At 64.7% G+C, this 20041-nt stretch carries 21 protein-coding genes and 1 tRNA gene; 19 read left to right on the top strand and 3 right to left on the bottom strand.

Annotation, left to right across the window (positions count from 1 at the left end):
- Positions 1-44: 44 nt before the first annotated feature.
- Genes LB538_RS23850 through LB538_RS23860 form a run of 3 tightly spaced genes read left to right on the top strand, consistent with a single transcriptional unit; the run spans position 45 to position 1236 of the window.
- Positions 45-464 carry a hypothetical protein gene (locus LB538_RS23850; protein ID WP_224526158.1) on the top strand — a complete coding sequence of 140 codons (420 nt, stop codon included), beginning with the start codon at positions 45-47 and terminating at the stop codon, positions 462-464.
- Positions 443-922, top strand: a complete 480-nt coding sequence (locus LB538_RS23855) for a hypothetical protein (RefSeq protein WP_224526155.1) — start codon at positions 443-445, stop codon at positions 920-922. The genes LB538_RS23850 and LB538_RS23855 overlap by 22 nt, the downstream gene beginning before the upstream one ends.
- Complete coding sequence (locus LB538_RS23860) at positions 919-1236, top strand: low molecular weight protein tyrosine phosphatase family protein (RefSeq protein WP_224526152.1); 318 nt, start codon at positions 919-921, stop codon at positions 1234-1236. The genes LB538_RS23855 and LB538_RS23860 overlap by 4 nt, the downstream gene beginning before the upstream one ends.
- Before the next feature lie 221 nt (positions 1237-1457).
- On the opposite strand, the gene LB538_RS23865 is transcribed toward LB538_RS23860, so the two are convergent.
- A complete protein-coding gene (locus tag LB538_RS23865; protein ID WP_095767932.1) occupies positions 1458-1646 on the bottom strand; it encodes a hypothetical protein in 189 nt (62 codons plus the stop codon).
- A gap of 215 nt (positions 1647-1861) precedes the next feature.
- Between LB538_RS23865 and rsmI the strand changes: the two genes are divergently transcribed.
- Both rsmI and LB538_RS23875 read left to right on the top strand, forming a co-directional pair.
- The gene (gene rsmI / locus LB538_RS23870; RefSeq protein WP_224526149.1) at positions 1862-2758 is read left to right on the top strand and encodes a 16S rRNA (cytidine(1402)-2'-O)-methyltransferase; all 897 of its coding nucleotides are present in this window, start codon (positions 1862-1864) and stop codon (positions 2756-2758) included.
- Positions 2751-3128, top strand: coding sequence for a YraN family protein (locus LB538_RS23875; RefSeq protein ID WP_224526146.1), 378 nt, complete (start codon positions 2751-2753; stop codon positions 3126-3128). The genes rsmI and LB538_RS23875 overlap by 8 nt, the downstream gene beginning before the upstream one ends.
- Positions 3129-3361: 233 nt before the next feature.
- Here the strand turns inward: LB538_RS23875 and LB538_RS23880 are convergent, their stop codons facing one another.
- The gene (locus LB538_RS23880; RefSeq protein WP_095767935.1) at positions 3362-4168 is read right to left on the bottom strand and encodes an undecaprenyl-diphosphate phosphatase; all 807 of its coding nucleotides are present in this window, start codon (positions 4166-4168) and stop codon (positions 3362-3364) included.
- A 161-nt stretch (positions 4169-4329) separates the two neighbouring features.
- Between LB538_RS23880 and LB538_RS23885 the strand changes: the two genes are divergently transcribed.
- The 12 genes from LB538_RS23885 to LB538_RS23940 all read left to right on the top strand — a co-directional run bounded on the left by LB538_RS23885 (position 4330) and on the right by LB538_RS23940 (position 16538).
- Positions 4330-5022 (top strand): glutathione S-transferase family protein, encoded by a 693-nt coding sequence (locus tag LB538_RS23885; protein ID WP_040986376.1) that lies wholly within the window; start codon positions 4330-4332, stop codon positions 5020-5022.
- The gene (gene queG, locus LB538_RS23890; RefSeq protein WP_224526141.1) at positions 5003-6154 is read left to right on the top strand and encodes a tRNA epoxyqueuosine(34) reductase QueG; all 1152 of its coding nucleotides are present in this window, start codon (positions 5003-5005) and stop codon (positions 6152-6154) included. Before LB538_RS23885 ends, queG begins: the two co-directional genes overlap by 20 nt.
- A gap of 12 nt (positions 6155-6166) precedes the next feature.
- Positions 6167-7069: an SDR family oxidoreductase gene (locus tag LB538_RS23895; protein ID WP_224526138.1), complete on the top strand. Its 903-nt coding sequence runs from the start codon at positions 6167-6169 to the stop codon at positions 7067-7069.
- A 132-nt stretch (positions 7070-7201) separates the two neighbouring features.
- Positions 7202-8284 carry a penicillin-insensitive murein endopeptidase gene (gene mepA, locus LB538_RS23900; RefSeq protein WP_224526136.1) on the top strand — a complete coding sequence of 361 codons (1083 nt, stop codon included), beginning with the start codon at positions 7202-7204 and terminating at the stop codon, positions 8282-8284.
- Positions 8285-8498: 214 nt separating this feature from the next.
- Positions 8499-9518 (top strand): glucokinase, encoded by a 1020-nt coding sequence (locus LB538_RS23905; protein ID WP_224526134.1) that lies wholly within the window; start codon positions 8499-8501, stop codon positions 9516-9518.
- 119 nt (positions 9519-9637) lie between these two features.
- Positions 9638-11509 carry an ABC transporter ATP-binding protein gene (locus tag LB538_RS23910; protein ID WP_224526129.1) on the top strand — a complete coding sequence of 624 codons (1872 nt, stop codon included), beginning with the start codon at positions 9638-9640 and terminating at the stop codon, positions 11507-11509.
- Positions 11506-12327: a 4-hydroxy-tetrahydrodipicolinate reductase gene (gene dapB, locus LB538_RS23915; protein WP_224526126.1), complete on the top strand. Its 822-nt coding sequence runs from the start codon at positions 11506-11508 to the stop codon at positions 12325-12327. Before LB538_RS23910 ends, dapB begins: the two co-directional genes overlap by 4 nt.
- Positions 12328-12358: 31 nt before the next feature.
- A complete protein-coding gene (locus LB538_RS23920; protein ID WP_224526123.1) occupies positions 12359-12979 on the top strand; it encodes a 2,3-bisphosphoglycerate-dependent phosphoglycerate mutase in 621 nt (206 codons plus the stop codon).
- Between the two features lie 441 nt (positions 12980-13420).
- Positions 13421-13505 (top strand) — tRNA-Leu (locus tag LB538_RS23925).
- 125 nt (positions 13506-13630) lie between these two features.
- On the top strand, positions 13631-14350 hold the full coding sequence (locus tag LB538_RS23930) for a hypothetical protein (RefSeq protein ID WP_224526121.1): 720 nt from the start codon (positions 13631-13633) through the stop codon (positions 14348-14350).
- Between the two features lie 88 nt (positions 14351-14438).
- Positions 14439-16106, top strand: a complete 1668-nt coding sequence (locus LB538_RS23935; protein ID WP_224526118.1) for an FAD-dependent oxidoreductase — start codon at positions 14439-14441, stop codon at positions 16104-16106.
- 123 nt (positions 16107-16229) lie between these two features.
- Positions 16230-16538, top strand: a complete 309-nt coding sequence (locus tag LB538_RS23940; protein WP_224526116.1) for a UBP-type zinc finger domain-containing protein — start codon at positions 16230-16232, stop codon at positions 16536-16538.
- Between the two features lie 34 nt (positions 16539-16572).
- On the opposite strand, the gene LB538_RS23945 is transcribed toward LB538_RS23940, so the two are convergent.
- Entirely contained in the window at positions 16573-16752 is a 180-nt protein-coding gene (locus tag LB538_RS23945) for a hypothetical protein (RefSeq protein WP_181174984.1), read from the bottom strand.
- Between the two features lie 567 nt (positions 16753-17319).
- Here LB538_RS23945 and LB538_RS23950 point away from each other — a divergent pair.
- The gene (locus LB538_RS23950) at positions 17320-18306 is read left to right on the top strand and encodes a Gfo/Idh/MocA family protein (RefSeq protein ID WP_224526113.1); all 987 of its coding nucleotides are present in this window, start codon (positions 17320-17322) and stop codon (positions 18304-18306) included.
- Positions 18307-18346: 40 nt separating this feature from the next.
- The gene (locus LB538_RS23955; RefSeq protein WP_224526111.1) at positions 18347-20002 is read left to right on the top strand and encodes an FAD-binding dehydrogenase; all 1656 of its coding nucleotides are present in this window, start codon (positions 18347-18349) and stop codon (positions 20000-20002) included.
- Positions 20003-20041: the final 39 nt, after the last annotated feature.

The raw sequence follows: 20041 nt of genomic DNA on the forward strand, positions 1-20041 counted from the left end.
TCTTCGAAAACGAACTCCGATATCATCCTGACCGGGGGGTGCAGATGATAAGGGACGACTGGCGGGAAAAATCCAAGGTATTTGCGCGAAGCGCGCAGTTGCTTCTGCGCAGCGGGGAGCACGACACAGCCTACTATCTGTCGGGCCTGGCTGTGGAATGCGCCCTGAAAGCAAAGATCGCTTGTTCATTCCGGGCTAACGACCTACCCGAAAAGAACTTTGTCAATCAGATATATGGCAACGGCCATAAACTGAGCGAGTTGGTAAAATTGGGCCAATTGGCTGCCGCCTTAACGGCGGAGGAGCAGGCCAGTGCCGCCTTTAGGGCCTATTGGAATACGGTGAAAGCTTGGGAGGTCGAATCGAGATATAAGTTTTGGACTGCAGCTGAAGCGACTAATATGGTCACGGCGGTGACGCATCGCAGAACAGGTGTGTTGGCATGGATAAGACGACACTGGTAGAATCCGACATTGAAGCTGGATTGACGGCGGTCAAGGCGCTGGAGGCCGCAGGGTTACCCATCGCTGCGGCGATGTGGCTGAGGCTGCATGACTCGTCAAGATGGCAGCTTTATATAACTTCGCCAGATGTGGAGACGTACGGGCCGACAACTGTGAACCGGTTCATTGACCGTATTTTGCTCACAATAAAGTCGCCCATTTCTTTAGACGAGGTGACCGTCGCCAACACTACAAACCACTTTGTGAACAAAATATCTCCGCTCTCGGTTCTTACAAGCGGAAACTCAAATACTTTAACTGTTGCGGAAAATCGTTTGCGATTTGGAAACAGCGCATTTGACGGCGTGGACGTAGATGAAGGCGTAATCTATAAGATTACTCCTGGCGTGAAAGCCTCAAAGGAGGCTCCGAAGCCGGATTTAGCAGCAAAAAGAAAAGCGCGAGCCCTCGCTGCTTGAACATCCTCTTCGTCTGCAGCCAGAATCGGCTGCGCAGCCCGACTGCCGAGCAGGTGTTTTCCAAACGCCGCGACATCGAGGTCGAATCGGCCGGCACCAATCACGACGCCGACAATCCGTTGACGCATGAGCTGGTCGCCTGGGCGGACATCATCTTCGTCATGGAAAAGGTACACCGCGCCAAGCTGCAGAAGAGATTCCGGTCGAGCCTGAAGGGCGCCAGGGTGATCTGCCTCGATATTCCGGACGACTATGAGTTCATGGACCCGGAACTGGTGCGGCTGCTGGAAGCGAGGGTGGGTAGATACCTTTGAAAGAGGCGAATGCCTCTCGCGTTCGTCATTCTCGGGCTTGACCCGAGAATCCATGCCGTGACTTTGGCCATAGGGTGCAGCGGAGCAGAATTCTGCACCGTCAGCGACGCTTCAATGTAACGGCCTGGACTCCAGGGTCTGCGCGCGTCGCTTCGCTCCTTGCTTCGCCCTGGAATGACGAAGTGGGGCCGCTCGCGGCCAATGACGATGGACGCGACGCCTTAAGCGTCGTGCTTCTGGCGGTGCTTGCCGCGGTGCTTCTCGCCATGCGCCTCGCCGTGACGGACAGGCTTCTGATCGGCCTTGTCGCGGCGCGCGCCGGACTCGGCGGCGATGGGGTGTGGAGGGATGCCCTCGCGGGCGGTCTTGCTTTCAAGTCGGCTGATAAAAATATCGAAGCGATTGGGCATCGTTCGGTCCTGCCTCCTCCCGGGGAATCAGGGGTTAAATTCGCCGATGTGGGTTTCGTTCCGCACTGTGGCAAAGGCAAGGCGATTTCGTTGCCTCGACCTCACGTTTTGCAACGGGGCGTCAGCCATGCGAAACAGCCTTGGTTCTTACGCAATTCCGGACGGAAAACCGCGACGCACTTTTCCTGGGAATTGCTCGGAATGAGGGGCATTCGGTGACCGGCGACAAACGCAGCTATCTGATCGGACAAAGCGAGATCGCGGCGCGGCCGCTTCAGCCGGCGCTTTATCTGGTGGCGACGCCGATCGGCAATCTGGCCGACATTACGCTGCGCGCGCTGGAGACGCTGGCCGCTGCCGATATCGTCGCCTGCGAGGACACGCGCGTTTCGCGCGTGCTGCTCGAACGCTACGGCATCCGCCGCCGCACCACCGCCTATCACGAGCACAATGCGGGCGAGGCCGGGCCGAAGCTGATCGAGGCGCTGGGTGCCGGGCAGAGTGTGGCGCTGATCTCCGACGCCGGGACGCCTTTGGTCTCCGATCCCGGCTACCGGCTGGTCGGCGAGGCGCTGGAGCATGGCATTCGCGTCGTGCCGATCCCGGGGCCATCGGCCGCGCTTGCAGCGCTGACCGCGTCGGGCCTGCCTTCCGATGCCTTCCTGTTCGCTGGGTTCCTGCCCGTGAAGACCGGGCAGCGGCTGACCAAGCTGGAGACATTCAAGGCGGTGCCGGCGACACTGATCTTCTTCGAATCGCCGCGCCGTCTGGCAGAGACGCTCGGCTCGATGGTCGAGGCGCTGGGCGGTGCGCGGAAAGCCGCCATCGCGCGCGAGCTGACCAAGGCTTTCGAGGAGATGCGCACCGGAACGCTTGCCGAGCTGGCCGACCATTACGGGGCGGCCGACACGCCGAAGGGCGAGGTCGTCATCTGTGTCGGCCCGCCCGAAGCGGCGGAGGATCAGCCGGCAGACATCGACCGCCTCCTGCTCTCGCTTGCGGCCGAAATGCCAGCATCGAAGGCGGCGGCGGAAGCCGCGAAGATGACCGGCGGCCAGAAGCAGGCGCTTTACCGCCGGCTGATCGAGCTTAAGGCGGACGGGGATGGCTGAACGCACGGTCGGCCATCGCCGCAAGGCCTATCGTCGCGGTCATCGCGGCGAGTGGCTGGCGGCGCTGGCGCTGATGCTGAAAGGCTATCGCATCCTTGCCCGCCGCCACCGCACCAGGCTCGGCGAGATCGACCTCATCGCCCGGCGCGGCGACCTCGTGCTGTTCGTCGAGGTCAAGGCGCGGCGGACATTGATCGAGGCGATGGAAGCGATCGGCCGCGAATCGGAGCGCCGCATCGAGGGTGCCGCGGATTTGTGGCTGTCGCGCCAGCCGGATTACGGCCGGCTGGCGATGCGCTTCGACATGGTGGCGGTGCTGCCCTGGCGCTGGCCGGTGCATGTCGAGAACGCGTTTTACGGGAAGAGTTGAGGGTCTGCCCAACGGCGATGGGCTGGCGGGACAGCGCCCCCCTCTGGCCTGCCGGCCATCTCCCCCACGAGGGGGGAGATCAGATGTCGCTCTCGCTTCGCCAATCGCCAACGTTGCAAGAGGTGGTGCCGCTGGCGGAACTGCTAATCTTCCCCCTCGTGGGGGAGATGCCCGGCAGGGCAGAGGGGGGCGCGAAGGAACTCGACGAAGCAGTATAAGAGAGCGACCTCAGTTCACCCCCAGACCATCAGCGCCGCCAGCCCGAGTCCTCCAACCACCAGCCGCCACCAGCCGAACAGCGAATAGCCGTTGCGCGAGACGTAGTCGAGCAGGAAGCGCACCACGATGAGCGCGGTGACGAAGGCGGCGATGAAGCCGACGGCGATGATCGGCAAATCGGCCGAGGTCAGCACGTTGCGGTTCTTGAAAAGATCGAAGGCGAAGGCGCCGACCATGGTCGGCATGGCGAGGAAGAAGGAGAATTCGGCCGCCGCGCGCTTGTCGACGCCCATCAGCAGCGCGCCGACGATGGTCGAGCCGGAGCGCGAGGTGCCGGGGATCAGCGACAGGCACTGGAACAGGCCGATCTTGAGATAAACGCTCAACGGGAAGTCCTCGACATCATGGTGGACCGGCTTGAGGTTGATGCGGTCGACGATGAGCAGAACCACGCCGCCGATGATCAGCATGATGCAGATCAGCCTGGGCGATTCGAACAATATGGTCTTGATGAAATCATGCGCCAGCGCGCCGATGACGGCGGCCGGCAGGAAGGCGATCAGGACGCCGATGACGAAATGCCGGGTCTGCGGATCGCTGGGCAGCTTGATCAGCATCTGCCACAGCTTGCCGAAATAGACGCTGAGGATCGCCAGGATCGCGCCGAGCTGGATCAGGATCTCGAAGGCCTTGCCGGTGGAATGGAAGCCGAGGAAATGGCCGGCAAGCAGGATGTGGCCGGTCGAGGACACCGGGATGAACTCGGTCAGGCCCTCCAGCAGCCCAAGCAGCAGCGCTTCGACGATGGTCTGGCTTTCCATGGCAACCTCTGCTTTTGAATGACGGCTAAGGGAAGGGCTTGCTTGTCATGGGGCGGAAGTCCCCCTATAGGTCGCAACACCATGACAGTCCCTGGAATCGGGCGGCCAAGACTTATCGGCGCTGACACCGATTCGCCAGTGCGCCTTTTCATCGCGGAACCATGCTGACGCTTTTCCATCATCCCATGTTTGCCACCTGCCGCTTCGTGCGCCTCGCTTTCGGCGAGTATGGCGAGGAGTTGGCGCTGATCGAGGAAAAGCCGTGGACGCGGCGCAAGGAGTTCCTGGCGCTGAACCCGGCCGGCACGCTGCCGATCCTGCTTGCCGAAGGCGACGTGCCGATCGTCGGCGCCATGGTGATCGCCGAATATCTCGACGAGACGCGCGGTGTGCTCAAGCGCGACAAGCGGCTGTTCGCTGAGGACCCGATGCAGCGCGCCGAAATCCGCCGGCTGACCGACTGGTATCTGGCGAAGGCTGAAAGCGAAGTGACGCGGCATCTGGTGCGGGAGCGCGTGCTGAAGCCGGTCATGCCGGAAACCGCCGGCGGCGGCTCGCCGGACTCGGCCGCCATCCGCGCCGCGCGCGCCAACATCCGCCAGCACATGAAATACACCAACTGGCTCGCCGGCACGCGCCATTGGCTGGCCGGCAACAAGGTAACCTACGCCGATCTCGCGGCGGCGGCGACGCTTTCGGTGCTCGATTATCTCGGCGAGATCGACTGGCGCGAACATGGCGCCGCGCGCGAATGGTACACGCGGGTGAAATCGCGGCCGTCGTTCCGGCCGCTGCTTTCAGACCGGGTGCGCGGCCTTTCGCCGGTATCGCATTATGCGGACCTCGACTTCTGAAACCTTGCGCGCGCTGATCGAGGCGGAGGCGCGCCGCGCCGGCTTCGAGGCTGTCGCGGTGACCCGGCCGGACGCGATCCAGCTGGCGCCGGCAAGGCTCGCCGAATTCGTATCCGACGGTTTCCACGGCTCGATGGAGTGGATCGCCGACACTGTTCAGCGCCGCGCCGAACCCTCGACGCTGTGGCCGGAGGTGCGCTCCATCATCGTTCTCGCCATGAATTACGGCCCGGACCGCGACCCGCGCGATGTCCTCGAAAAGCGCGACCGCGGCGCGATCTCGGTCTATGCGCAGAACCGCGACTATCACGACGTGATGAAGGGCCGGCTGAAGGAGATCGCCGGCAAGATCGTGGCGAAGGCAGGCGGCGACGTGAAGGTGTTTGTCGATACGGCACCCGTGATGGAAAAGCCTCTTGCCGAAGCGGCGGGGCTCGGCTGGCAAGGCAAACACACCAACCTGGTCAGCCGCGCGCATGGCTCGTGGCTGTTCCTCGGCACGATCTTCACCACGGCCGAGCTGGAGCCGGACCAGCCCGAAATCGACCATTGCGGCTCCTGCCGAGCCTGCCTCGACGTCTGCCCGACCGATGCTTTCCCGGCGCCCTACCGGCTCGACGCGCGGCGCTGCATTTCCTACCTGACCATCGAGAACAAGGGGCCGATCCCGCGCGAGTTCCGCGACAAGATCGGCAACCGCATCTATGGCTGCGACGATTGCCTTGCCGCCTGTCCGTGGAACAAGTTCGCCAGCGCGGCATCCGAGGCAAAGCTGGCCGCGCGCGCCGATCTTCGCGAGCCGCCGCTTTCGGAGCTGCTCGCGCTCGACGACGCGGCGTTCCGCGCTTTCTTCTCTGGCTCGCCGATCAAGCGCATCGGCCGCGACCGCTTTGTCCGCAACGTACTGATCGCCGCCGGCAATTCGGGCGACGCTTCGCTGACGCCGATCGCGCGCGGTCTGCTCGGCGACGCCTCGCCGCTGGTGCGGGGTGCGGCAATCTGGGCCCTGTCGCGACTGCTCTCCGACCGCGAATTTGGCGATCTTATCGCCACAGCTGCGAAAGCCGAGACGGATGCGACGGTCCGCGAGGAATGGCTGGCGGTGCCGGCATATCCGGCGAAGGCCGATTGAAGGGGTTCATCGATGGGCGAAAGACGCTTCTTCATCTTCGGCGCCGGCTATTCCGGCAAGGCTTTCGCGCGGGCCAATGACCGGCGCGCTCCGGTCTGCGGCACGACGCGGGCGCAGGAAAAGTTCGAGGTGCTGCGATCGGCCGGGATCGAGCCGCTACAATTCGATGGCGCGCTCTCGCCCGAGGTCAGCGATGCGCTCGCAAGGACCACGCATCTCATCGTCTCGATCGCTCCCGACGACGCCGGCGACCCGGTGCTCAACGCCGCCAGCGAGACGATCCGGGCAAAGATGCCGGTGCTGGAATGGATCGGCTATCTCTCGACCGTCGGCGTCTATGGCGACCATGGCGGTGCCTGGGTGGACGAGACCAGCGACTGCCGGCCGGTGTCGAAGCGCTCGGTGATGCGGGTGGCTGCCGAACAGGGATGGCTGAAGCTTGGCCGGGAGATCGGCAAACCGGTGGCGATCCTGCGGCTTTCCGGGATCTACGGGCCGGGCCGCAACACGCTGGCCAATCTCGAGGACGGCACCGCAAGGCGGCTGGTCAAGCCGGGACAGGTGTTCAACCGCATCCATTGCGACGACATCGCCGGGGCGATCTGGCTTCTGTCGGAAAACAATCTCGGCGGCATTTTCAACGTCACCGATGACGAGCCGGCGCCGCCGCAGGACGTCGTGGCTTACGCCGCCGGGCTGATGGGGATCGAGCCGCCGCCCGAAATTCCTTTCGAGACCGCCCAACTTTCGCCCATGGCGCGGTCTTTCTATGGCGAGAACAAGCGCGTTGAGAATCAGGCGATCAAGGCGGCCGGCTATCGCTTCCGGTTTCCCAACTACCGGGTGGCGCTGGAGCGGATGTGGACTGAGGGCAACTGGCGGGACGGAGCGCCGCGCAGCCCGATGCGAGGATGATGCCGAAAGGGTGAAGGACGATCATCTTCTGCTGCTTTGATCGCTGTGGGACGCGCGGCGTGGTATGATTCGTTCCTGATCAGGCCGCTTGAACGCGCGGCAAAGGGATAGACTGGAGAGGGACCCAGCCTGATGAATTTGCGATCGCTGCCTGACCGCAAGCCGTTCCTGACCGCCGCCCTGGCGCTGGTGGCGCTCGCCGCGCTGGCGGCAGCAGCCATTTCGGCCGAACCTCGTGCCAAGGAGTTGTTCGGCGCCCGAAAGCTGCCGGCCGTAGCGCCTGCGCAATCCTTCGGCTTCTATTCGAAGGGCTGCTTCACCGGTGGCGTTGCGCTGCCGATGGACGGCGCGACCTGGGAAGTGATGCGCCCGTCGCGCAACCGGCGCTGGGGCCATCCGGCGATGATTGCGCTGATCGAGAAGCTTTCGCGCGATGCCCAGGCGGATGGCTGGCCGGGGCTTCTGGTCGGCGATGTCTCGCAGCCGCGCGGCGGACCGATGATGACCGGCCACGCCTCGCACCAGATCGGGCTCGACGCCGATATCTGGCTGACGCCGATGCCCAAGCGGCCGCTGACCGTCGCGCAGCGCGAGACCATGAGCGCGACGCTGATGGTCGACGAAAAAACGCATCTGGTGAAGGACGCGCTGTGGACGCCGGCGCATACGCGGCTTTTGAAGCGCGCGGCGAGCTATCATGAGGTCGAGCGCATCCTGGTCAATCCCGGCATCAAGAAGAAGCTCTGCGACACCATCACCGGCGACCGCTCCTGGCTGCGCAAGATCCGGCCGTTCTGGGGCCACGACTATCATTTCCATATGCGCATCGGCTGCCAGCCGGGCTCGCCCTTCTGCAAGGGGCAGGAGACGACGCCGGACGACGATGGCTGCGGCAAGCCGCTGGCCTGGTGGTTCACCGAGGAGCCGTGGCGGCCGAACAAGAATCCGGATGCGCCCAAGGCGCGCGACCTGATGACGATGGCCAACCTGCCCAAGCAATGCCAGGACGTGGTCAATGCGCCGGACGCGCCCTCGCTGGAGGCCGTGACCTATCATGGCGGCGGCGATGCCGCGGTGGCCGTGGCCGAACCGCAGCCGACCGAGCCGGCCGAAGCGATCTCCAGCGGCAACGCCGCGATCCCGGCGGCGGCAAGCGCTTTCGCGCCGACGCCAAAGATCGGCATCCCGCTGCCGAGGCCAAGGCCCGGGAACTAGTGCGTTTCACCGTTTCACGAAGCGGCGAAACGCCCTATCTCTTCGCTTTGACGCAATTCCGGACGGAAAGCTACGGAGCGGGCGCCGAGCCTAACCGCTCTCACTTTTCCTGGAGTTGCTCTAAGGCGCAAGCGGGCTTCCCCTTTGCGGGGTCATGCGCTAGTCAATCGATTGAAACGGCGCAGCGGCGGCCGCAACGAGGACGATCAAGAGCATGGCAGGCGAAGACGAGAAGGGACTGCGGTTTCCGGTCCTGATCGGCGACATTGGCGGCACGAATGCGCGCTTCTCGATCGTGCTCGACGCCAATTCGGAAGCGACCGAGCCGCAGATCGTCCAGACGGCGAATTTCAAGACCATCGACGAGGCGATCCAGGCGGCGGTGCTCGACCGCTCGTCCATCCAGCCGAACTCGGCGGTGCTGGCGGTCGCCGGGCCGGTTGACGGCGACGAGATCCCGCTCACCAACTGCCCCTGGGTCGTGAGGCCCCGGCACATGCTTGCCAATCTGGGTCTGGGCGAGGTCGTCGTGCTCAACGATTTCGAGGCGCAGGCGCTGGCCGTGGTGGCGCTCGGCGAAGAGCATATGGAAAAGATCGGCGGCGGCACGCCGGAACCCAATGCGAGCCGGGTTGTGCTCGGTCCCGGAACGGGTCTCGGCGTCGCCGGGCTGATCTATGCGCTCGACCATTGGATACCGGTGCCGGGCGAGGGCGGGCATATGGACATTGGCCCGCGCACGCCGCGCGACTTCGAAGTGTTCCCGCATATCGACAAGCTTGAGGGCCGCATATCCGGCGAGCAGATCCTGTGCGGACGTGGGCTCGTCAACGTCTACCGCGCCGTGGCCAGCACGGACGGCAGGCCGACGCCCTTGACCACGCCGGCCGAGGTCACGGCGGCGGCGCTTTCGAAGTCCGATCCGGTGGCCGAGGAGGCGCTGGCGCTGTTCGTCACCTGCCTCGGCCGCACCGCGGGCGACCTGGCGCTGGTGTTCATGGGCCGCGGCGGTGTGTTCCTGACCGGCGGCATCGCGCAAAAGATCGTGCCGGCGCTCAAAGCGGGCAATTTCCGCGCCGCCTTCGAGGACAAGGCGCCGCACCGCGCGCTGATGCGCGAAATGCCGGTCTACGTCATCACCCATCCGCTGGCGGCGCTGCTCGGGCTTGCCGCCTATGCAAGGACGCCTTCGCTGTTCGGCGTGCGGACGGCGGGGCGGCACTGGCGGGCGTGATCGCTCCGGCGCTCGGGACGGCGCGACGAAGTTTCGCCATAGGCAAGCCGTAGCCGGGGCGCTAAGAGGGTGCGAAAAAGGCGTCCTGACGTTTACGAGAACCCACGAAGCGCTTCGATTTGACACTTCAAAATCCAAACAAGGCAAAAAGCCGGCCCGCCGAGGTCACGGCGGTGCTGCGCCGTATCGTCGCTGAAAACGGCTATGACCATCGCTGGTCCTATGCGGTCGTCATCGTCTGCTCGCTGTTGGTTTCGGGCGCGACCGCCTTCTCGGCCTGGGTCATGGCGCCGATGGTCAATCAAATCTTCTACGAACGGAGCAGCGGCGCCGTCTGGTGGATTTGCGCCGGCTTCATGGGCGCCTTCCTCGTGCGCGGCTTTGCCGGTTACGGCCAGGCGGTGATGTTAGCCACGATCGGCAACAATCTCGTCGCCCGGTACCAGAAACGCTGTTTCGACCAACTGATGAAGCTCGGCGTCAATTTCTTCAACGACACGCGCTCCGGCCGCCTGGCGGCGCAGCTGGACGAGAATGTCGGCGGCATTCGCGACCTGCTGTCGCTGACCTTGATTTCGATCACCCGCGACGCGGTGACGCTGATCGGCCTAGTCTGCCTAATGGTCTACCAGGATCCGGTGTTGTCGCTGAGCTCGCTGCTGATCGGACCGCCGCTGATCTGGGCCGTCGTCTACATCACCCGCCGGGTGCGCAAGATCAACCGCGAATCCGTGCTGATCAACTCGCGGCTGAGCGGCTCGGTGCAGGAGGCAGTTCAAGGCATCGCCATCGTCAAGGCCTTCACCATGGAGGACGAGCTGGCCCGCCGCATCGGCATCATGGCCGATACGGCCGAGCAGCGCAGCAACAAGATCGCCCGCGTCTCCGAGCGGCTGTCGCCGATTTCCGACATGCTGGCCGGTCTCGCCGTTACCGCCGTCATCGCCTATTCCGGCTATCGGGCATTGTATCTCGGCCAACCGCCGGGCGCGGTGTTTTCCTTCATCACCGCGCTGATTCTTGCCTATGATCCGGCGCGGCGCCTGGCGCGCATGCAGGTCACGATGGAACGCGCGCTGGTCAATGCGCGCATGATCTACGAGCTGCTCGACCTCGAGCCGAAGCAGGGCGACGCGCCCGACGCGGTTGAGGCGAAGATCACCACCGGCGAGGTGCGCTTCAACAATGTGACGTTCGGCTACAGCGCCGACATGCCGGTGCTGCGAAACCTGAGCTTCACCGCCGCCGCCGGCAAGGTGACGGCGATCGTCGGCGCCTCGGGCGCCGGCAAGTCGACGCTGGTGGCGCTGCTGCAGCGCTTCTACGACGTCGACCAGGGCTCGATCGAAGTCGACGGCCAGGACATCTCGAAGGTGACGAAGAGGTCGCTGCGCCAATCGATCGCCTATGTCTCGCAGGCGCCTTATCTGTTCGAAGGCACGATCCGCGACAACATCCGCTACGGCCGGCTGTCGGCCACCGACGCCGAGATCGAGCAGGCGGCGAAACAGGCGGCCGCCGACGATTTCATCCGCCAGCAGCCGCAAGGCTACGACACGCCGGTCGGCGAGAACGGCGCGACGCTGTCGGGCGGCCAGCGCCAGCGCGTCTCGATCGCGAGGGCCATCGTGCGCCAGGCGCCCATCCTTCTGCTCGACGAAGCGACCTCGGCGCTCGACAACGAGGCGGAAGCGCGCGTGCAGGAGGCGCTGACCCATGTCATGGAAGGCCGCACCACCATCGTGATCGCGCACCGGCTGTCGACAGTGGTCAATGCCGACCGCATCATCGTGCTGGAGGAGGGGCGGCTGGTCGAGGAAGGCACGCATGCGACGCTGATGGCCGACCCGCACAGCATCTATGCCCGCTTCCACCGGATACAGGGCAAGAAGGGGCTGGGGCTTGTCGACGACGTCAAGGCAAGCCAGACTTCGGCCCAAACTCCCGCATCGCGCAGCCGCGCCAAGAAGACCGTCAGGAGAAGGGCATGAGTGAAGCCGGCGATATGGGCCTGGTGGTGGTGGGCGCCGCCGGCCGCATGGGCCAGACGCTGATCCGCGCCATCCACACCATGCCCGGCGCGCGCGTCGCCGCCGCGGTCGAGCGGCCGGACTCGGCCCATCTCGGCAAGGATGCGGGCGAGCTCGCCGGCATCGGCATCATCAACGTGCCGATCGTCGACGACCCGCTGCCGGCCTTCGCCAAGGCCGACGGCGTGCTCGATTTTACGGCGCCCGCGGCAAGCGTCGAATTCGCCGGCTATGCCGCGCAGGCGCGCATCGTCCATGTCATCGGCACCACCGGCTGCTCGGCCGACGATAACGCGAAGATCGCCGCCGCCGCGCGCCATGCCACGATCGTCAAATCGGGCAATATGAGCCTCGGCGTCAATCTGCTGGCGGTGCTGGTCGAGCAGGCTGCGAAGGCGCTCGATCCCGACGATTTCGACATCGAGATCCTGGAGATGCATCACCGTCATAAGGTCGACGCGCCGTCCGGCACGGCGCTGCTGCTCGGCGAGGCTGCTGCGAAAGGGCGCGGCATCGATCTTGCCGGCAACAGCGTGCGGGTGCGCGACGGCCATACCGGCGTACGCAAGGCGGGCTCGATCGGCTTCGCCACACTGCGCGGCGGCTCCGTCGTCGGCGACCACAGCGTGATCCTGGCCGGCACCGGCGAGCGCATCACGCTTTCCCACCATGCCGAGGACCGGGCGATCTTCGCCCGCGGCGCCGTGAAAGCCGCGCTTTGGGCCCGCGCGAAGAAGCCGGGGCTTTATTCCATGCGGGACGTGCTCGGCCTGAGCTGATCCCTATCCAAACCATTCCATAGGAGCAAACATGTCGGGAACTCTCGTGCTCGTGCGCCACGGCCAGAGCGAATGGAACCTGAAGAACCTGTTCACCGGCTGGCGCGACGTCGGGTTGACCGAACAGGGCACAGCAGAGGCGCTTGCCGCCGGCGAGAAGCTCAAGGCGCGCGGCCTGAAATTCGACATCGCCTACACGTCTGCCTTGAAGCGGGCGCAGGTGACCTGCCAGCACATCCTCGACATGGTCGGCCAGAGCGACCTGAAGACGATCCGCGACCAGGCGCTCAACGAGCGCGACTATGGCGACCTTTCCGGCCTCAACAAGGATGACGCGCGCAAGAAATGGGGCGAGGAGCAGGTGCATATCTGGCGCCGCTCCTACGATATCGCGCCTCCCGGCGGCGAAAGCCTGAAGGACACCGGCGCGCGCGTGTGGCCCTATTACCTGCACGAGGTGCAGCCGCATGTGCTGCGCGGCGAGACCGTGCTGGTCGCCGCGCACGGCAATTCGCTGCGCGCGCTGATCATGGCGCTGGACGGCAAGAGCGGTGAGGAGATCGTCAAGCTCGAGCTCGGCACCGGGGTGCCGGTGATCTACAAGCTCAACGCCGATTCCACCGTGGCCGAGAAAGAAGTGCTGGAGGGGTGAGCTTCCTTCTCCCCGTTCACGCTACGGCATGCGCACATTTCCAAGCGGCTGGTTTTTCTCGATAGCGTGCATGGCAGCTTGGCGCATGCATTGTCTTGTGCTGCGCTGGTCGACCCCCACTCCGTCTCGGCTTCGCCGAGCCACCTCTCCCCCGATCGACGGGGTAGAGGAAGGCGCCAAGCTTTTTGCCGTCAACGCTCGTCCAGCCACCCTCCCTTCCTTTCCCGGGGAAAAGGTGGCGCTGCGAAGCAGCGACGGATTGGGGAACCACGTGGCAATCAAGCCGCGGCCTGATCAGTCACGCCAATCACAGAACGATGTGTGCATGGCGTAGCCCGTTCACAGGGAGAAATGCCCGGCAGGCGGATGAGGGGCAGCGCAACGCCGACGAAAAAACCGCGTTGACACACACTGTTTGCCCGCTTACTAGAGCGCCCACCAGCCCAGATGGCGGAATTGGTAGACGCGCACGGTTCAGGTCCGTGTTCCGCAAGGAGTGGAGGTTCGAGTCCTCTTCTGGGCACCAAATTCCCGTTTCAGACGATCTGACGCGATGAGCAAAAAAGCCCGGATTTTCCGGGCTTTTTTGTGCCCTGCAACTCATCTCGCGTTGAACCGTTCCTATCTTGCCGGTTAACCCGAGGTTCCGTGATGCCCGCGCCGTTCAAGGAGTGGAAGGTTCTGCCGCATGGCAGGCTCTCTCCTGTCGACGACGATATTCTGACGGTGACCGGCGACATACCCATGCCGGTTGGCAACATGAAACGGCGCATGACCGTGGTGCGACTGCGCGACCGGCGGCTTGTCATCTTCAGCGCCATCGCGCTCGATGACGAACAGATGCGCGAGATCGAGGCCTTCGGCCAGCCGGCCTTCTTGATCGTCCCCAATGATCATCACCGGCTCGATGCAAAGCCATGGAAGGATCGCTATCCCACCCTTCAGGTGATTGCACCGGCTGGCGCGCTCAACAGCGTCGAGAAGGCGGTACATATCGATGCGACGCGCGGCGACTTTGGGGATCCCGACGTCAAGCTCGTCACCGTCCCCGGAACCCGTGATCGCGAAGCGGCGTTGCAAATTGACGGACCAAACGGCACGACGCTCGTTCTCAACGATATCGTAGGCAACATCCGCGGCGCATCCGGCTTTGCAGGCTGGGCATTGCGCATGATGGGATTTGCCGGTGATGAGCCGCATATACCCTGGCCGGTCAAGCTGACGATGGTCCGCGACAAGGCGGCACTCGCAGCGCAATTGAGACGATGGGCGGAACAGCCGGCGCTCAAGCGCATACTTGTCTCGCATGGCTCCGTCATCACCGATGATCCGCGGGGGACGCTGCGCAAGCTGGCGACGTCGCTCGGATAGATGAAAGCATAGTGACCAACCTCTCCTTCCGGCCAGTCTCCCAACAAACCCCTTCAAACCAGCCGCCCCTGACGCTACGGTTCGCCCCATGGCCCCTTCCGTCAGCCCGACCATCGCCGCCCGCCGCGACCAGATGTTTCCCGTGCTCACCGACGCGGATATCGAGCGTATGCGCCGGTTCGGCGAGGCGCGTACCTATGCCGCCGGCGACCACATCGTGACGGCCGGCACGGTCTCGCCTGGGCTGATCCTCATCCTGTCGGGCAAGGTCGACATTACCCAGGCGGGCGGGCTTGGCCGGCGTGAAGCTATTATCAGCTACGGCGCCGGCAATTTCGTCGGCGAGCTGGCGCAATTGTCGAACCGGCCGTCGCTGGTCAATGCCGAGGCGGTCGAGCCGGTCGAGGCGATCGTCATCCCCTCGCAGCGGCTGCGCGATCTGATGGTGCAGGAGGCCAATCTCGGCGAGCGCGTCATGCGGGCGCTGATCCTGCGCCGGGTCGGCCTGCTCGAAAGCGGCACCAGCGGGCCGGTCGTCATCGGCCCGCCCGGCAATGGCGACGTGCTGCGGCTGCAGGGCTTTCTGCGCCGCAGCGGCCTGCCGCATCGGGCGCTCGATTCCGACACCGACCCTTGCGCGAAAACGCTGATCGAGCGCTTTCATGTCGACCCGCACCACCTGCCGATCGTGCTGTGTCCGAACGGCAAGCTGATGCACAATCCGGGCGAGACCGAGCTTGCCCGCTGCGTCGGCCTGCTGCGGCCGATCGATGCCGACAAGATCTATGACGTGGCGATCGTCGGCGCCGGGCCGGCGGGGCTGGCGGCGGCGGTCTATGCGGCTTCCGAAGGGCTTTCGACCATCGTGCTCGATTGCCGCGCGTTCGGCGGTCAGGCAGGCGCCTCGGCCCGCATCGAAAACTATCTCGGCTTCCCGACCGGCATCACCGGCATGGCGCTGATGGCGCGCGCCTATAACCAGGCGCAGAAATTCGGCGTCGAGATGGTCATTCCCGACGAGGCGAAGCTGCTGGACGACGCTGGCGATGGGGCCCGCTACAGGCTGGCCATCGGCGACGGCGAGAGCGTGCGCTCACGCGCTGTGGTGATCGCCAGCGGCGCGCGCTACCGCCGTCTCGATATCGCCAACCTCGCGCAGTTCGAGGGCACTTCGGTGCATTACTGGGCCTCGCCGATCGAGGCCAGGCTTTGCCAGGACCAGGAGGTGGCGCTGGTCGGCGCCGGCAATTCGGCCGGCCAGGCGGCCGTCTATCTGGCGAGCCAAGTGCGCAAGGTGACGCTGCTGGCGCGCCGCGACAGCCTCGACGCCACCATGTCGCGCTATCTGGTCGAGCGTATCAAGGCACAGCCCAACATCGAGGTGCTGACCGAGACCGAGGTCGCAGCGCTGGAGGGCCATGACGGCAATCTCGAGCGGCTGCACTGGCGCAACCGGGCGACCGGCGAGGAGACGACGCGCGCCATCCGCCACCTCTTCCTGTTCATCGGCGCCGACCCGAACACCGACTGGCTGGCGAATTGCAACGTGGCGCTGGACGCCAAGGGCTTCGTGCGCACTGGACCGGACACGACACCGGGGCACGGGCTGATGGAGACCAGCCGCAGCGGCGTGTTCGCCATCGGCGACGTGCGCTGCGGCTCGACCAAGCGCGTCGCTGCCGCCGTCGGCGAAGGCGCCCAGGTGGTTGCGGCGCTGCATGCCTATCTGGCGCGGGACGGCGCCGCTAGACCGTGACGGCGGTTCGTTGAATCGCCATCACGGTCCAACTTTTGTTGGAGCATGATCTTTCTCCGAAAACCGGTTCCCACTTTTCGGGATCACGCTCTGGAACCAACAGGCCAAACCGGCCAGGAGACCATGATGGACGAATGCAGGCATACGAAGGACATCAAAAAGGTCACGCCGAGCGCGCTCGGCTGCGAGGAATGCCTGAAGAGCGGCTCCTGGTGGGTGCATCTGAGGCTCTGCCGGACCTGCGGCCATGTCGGCTGCTGCGACGACTCGCCCAACCGCCACGCGACAAAGCATTTCCATGCCACGCAGCATCCGATCATCGAGGGCTACGACCCACCGGAAGGCTGGGGCTGGTGCTTCGTCGACGAGGTGTTCATCGATCTCGGCGACGACACGACGCCGCAGAACGGCCCGATCCCGAAGTTTGTTTGACGGTGCAGGGGAAGCCGGCCGGGCGACGCCTTGTTCAGCGCACCGAACTCGTGACGGTCGGATCGACGGCATCGGGCACGGATTTGCGCTCATTGCCGGCGAAGATGCCGATGAGGAGAAGGCTGAGCACAACCGGCACAAACAGGATGGCGACGCGCGCCTGCACGTAAAAGATGGCACGCCATTCGTTTCGCTTTTCGGGGCTATCGTTCATCATGCTCGCTCTGTTGTGCCTCCCGGGGCCGGACATAGAGACGAAGCGTTAAACATCTCCTTCCGATTCGGTTAACGCGGGACGATCTGCTCCAATCGCAAAGGGCAGCGCTGCCCCTCTCGTCCGCTGTGCGGTCAACTCTCCCCACTTCGTCTACGCTATGAACATCTTCTGTGAGTGACTGGTAAGGCCGAGGCTTGATTGCCATGTGATTCCCCCAACCCGTCGCTGCTTCGCAGCGCCACCTTTCCCCCCTCCGGAGGGAAAGGAAGGGAGCCTTGCTGGACGAGCGTTGACGGCAAAAGCTTGGCGCCCTTCCTCTACCCCGTCGATCGGGGGAGAGGTGGCTCGGCGAAGCCGAGACGGAGTGGGGGTCGACTAGCGCTGCATAAGACAATGCATGCTCCAAGCTGCCATGCACGCTATCGCCAAAGGCCAGCCGCTTGGAAATTGATGCATGCCGTAACCCACTGCGTGGGGCGAGGAAGGGCGCGCCGCCTCACGCATTGGCTTTTCCGCCGATTTCAGGCAAACCTCGTCGCCTGTAAACCGACACGGAGAAGCGTGATGTTCCGATGGGGTGTTCTGTCGACGGCGAAGATCGGCCGCGAGCAGCTTTTGCCGGCAATCGTTGAGTCGGAGAATGGCGTCCTGTCGGCGATCGCCAGCCGCGACCTGTCGAAGGCCAAGGCGCTGGGCGAGCGTTTCGGCGCGCGTCATGCGTTCGGCTCCTATGAGGAATTGCTCGCCTCCAAGGAGGTTGACGGCGTCTATATCCCGCTGCCGACATCGCAGCATGTCGAATGGACGGCGAAGGCGATCGAGGCCGGAAAACATGTGCTGGTCGAGAAGCCTCTGGCGCTCGACGCCAAGGACATTCCGCCGCTGATCAAGCTGCGCGATGAGAAGAAGGTGCTGGTCTGCGAGGCCTTCATGGTCGTCTACCACCCGCAATGGATCAAGGTGCGCGACCTGATCGCCAGCGGCGCCATCGGTCGGCTGCGCCATGTGCAGGGCGCGTTTTCCTATTACAATGTCGACCCCAAGAACATGCGCAACCAGCTCGATCTCGGCGGCGGCGCGCTGCCCGACATCGGCGTCTATCCGACCGTGTCGACGCGCTTTTCGACCGGCAAGGAGCCGCTGCGGGTGCAGGCGACGATCGAGCGCGACAAGACTTTCGGCACCGACATCTATTCCTCGATCCGCGCCGATTTCGGCGATTTCGAGCTGTCATTCTATCTGTCGACGCAAATGGCGGCACGGCAGGTGATGGTATTCCACGGCGAGAAGGGCTTCATCGAGGTTTTCGCCCCGTTCAATGCTGGCCTTTACGACCACCACCGCATCGAGCTGCACAACCAGAACCACAGCGAGGCGCAGGTGTTTCGCTTCCCGGGCACGCAGCAATACCGGCTGGAGTGCGAAGCCTTCGTGCGCGCCGCCCAGGGCGGCAAGGACCGCGTCTTCACGCTGGAGGAATCGGTGCTCAACCAGAAAGTCATCGACGCCATCTTCCGCGCCGGCGAGAAGGACGGCTGGGAGCCCGTCTGAGACGTCGCGATAAGTTTGCCGGCTGATTCTGGGAGGGAAAATGGCTGACGCGGACGTGATCATTGTCGGCGCGGGGCTGGCCGGCCTCGTCGCCGCGACGGAGTTGGCGGAGGCCGGCAAGAAAATCATCATCGTCGACCAAGAGCCGGAACAGTCGCTGGGCGGCCAGGCCTTCTGGTCGTTCGGCGGGTTGTTCCTGGTCGATTCGCCCGAGCAGCGGCGCATGCGCATCCGCGATTCCCACGACCTCGCGCTCGAGGACTGGATGGGCACCGCCGCCTTCGACAGGCCGGAGGATTTCTGGCCGCGCAAATGGGCTGAGGCCTATGTCGGCTTCGCCGCCGGCGAGAAGCGCTCCTGGCTGATCGAGCGGGGCATGAAATTCTTCCCCGTCGTCGGCTGGGCCGAGCGCGGCGGCGGCAATGCCGTCGGCCACGGCAATTCGGTGCCGCGCTTCCACATCACCTGGGGCACCGGGCCCGGCGTGCTCGAGCCTTTCGTGCTGCGCGTGCGCGAGGCGCAGAAGCGCGGGCTGGTCGAGTTCAGGTCTCGTCACCGGGTCACCGAGATTGTCCGCAGCGGCAACACGGTCAGCGGCGTACGTGGCGACATCTTGCAGCCAAGCACGGTTGAGCGCGGCCGCAAGAGTTCTCGTGACATGGCCGGCGATTTCGAGCTCCATGCGCAAGCGGTGATCGTCGCCTCCGGCGGCATCGGCGGCAATCACGAGCTGGTGCGCCAGAACTGGCCGCAGCGGCTGGGCGCGCCGCCGAAGCGGATGATCACCGGCGTGCCGGATCATGTCGACGGCCGCATGCTGGCGATCACCGAGGCGGTCGGCGGAAGGGTCATCAATCGCGACCGCATGTGGCACTATGTCGAGGGCATCAGGAATTGGGCGCCGATCTGGACCGAGCACGCGATCCGCATCCTGCCCGGCCCCTCCTCGCTTTGGCTCGACGCGCGCGGCAGAAGGCTGCCGGCGCCGCTCTATCCGGGCTTCGACACGCTGGGCACGCTCAGCCACATCATGAGCACCGGCTTCGACTATTCCTGGTTCATCCTGACCAAAAAGATCATCCAGAAGGAGTTCGCGCTGTCGGGCTCCGAGCAGAACCCGGACCTCACCGGCAAAAGCTGGCGGCAGGTGCTGAGCCGCGCGACATCAGGCATTCCCGGCCCGGTGAAAGCGTTCATGGAAAAGGGCGAGGATTTCATCGTCGAGGCCGATCTTTCCAGGCTGGTGGCGCGCATGAACGCGCTGGCCGGCGGCGAGCCGCTGCTGGACGGGGCCCAGGTCGAGCGCGAGATCCGCGCCCGCGACATGCAGCTCGACAATCCGTTCTCCAAGGATGCGCAGATCACCGCGCTGCGCGGTGCGCGCTCCTATCTCGGTGACAGGCTGATCCGCACCGCCAAGCCGCACAAGATGCTCGATCCGGCGAACGGCCCGCTGATCGCGGTGCGCCTCAACATCCTGACCCGCAAGACGCTGGGCGGGCTGCAGACCGACCTCGATAGCCGCGTGCTCAATGCCGCCGGCCAGCCGGTGCCGGGGCTTTATGCGGTGGGCGAGGTCGCCGGCTTCGGCGGCGGCGGCGTGCATGGCTATGCGGCGCTGGAAGGCACCTTCCTCGGCGGCTGCATTTTTTCGGGGCGCAGCGCCGGGCGGGCGGCGGCGGCCACGATTGCGTGAACGGAGGGCGCGGATGGTCGCCGCCTCGGCGACAACGCT

Source organism: Mesorhizobium sp. Ca11 (assembly GCF_020165275.1).
Classification (GTDB): Bacteria; Pseudomonadota; Alphaproteobacteria; order Rhizobiales; family Rhizobiaceae; genus Mesorhizobium.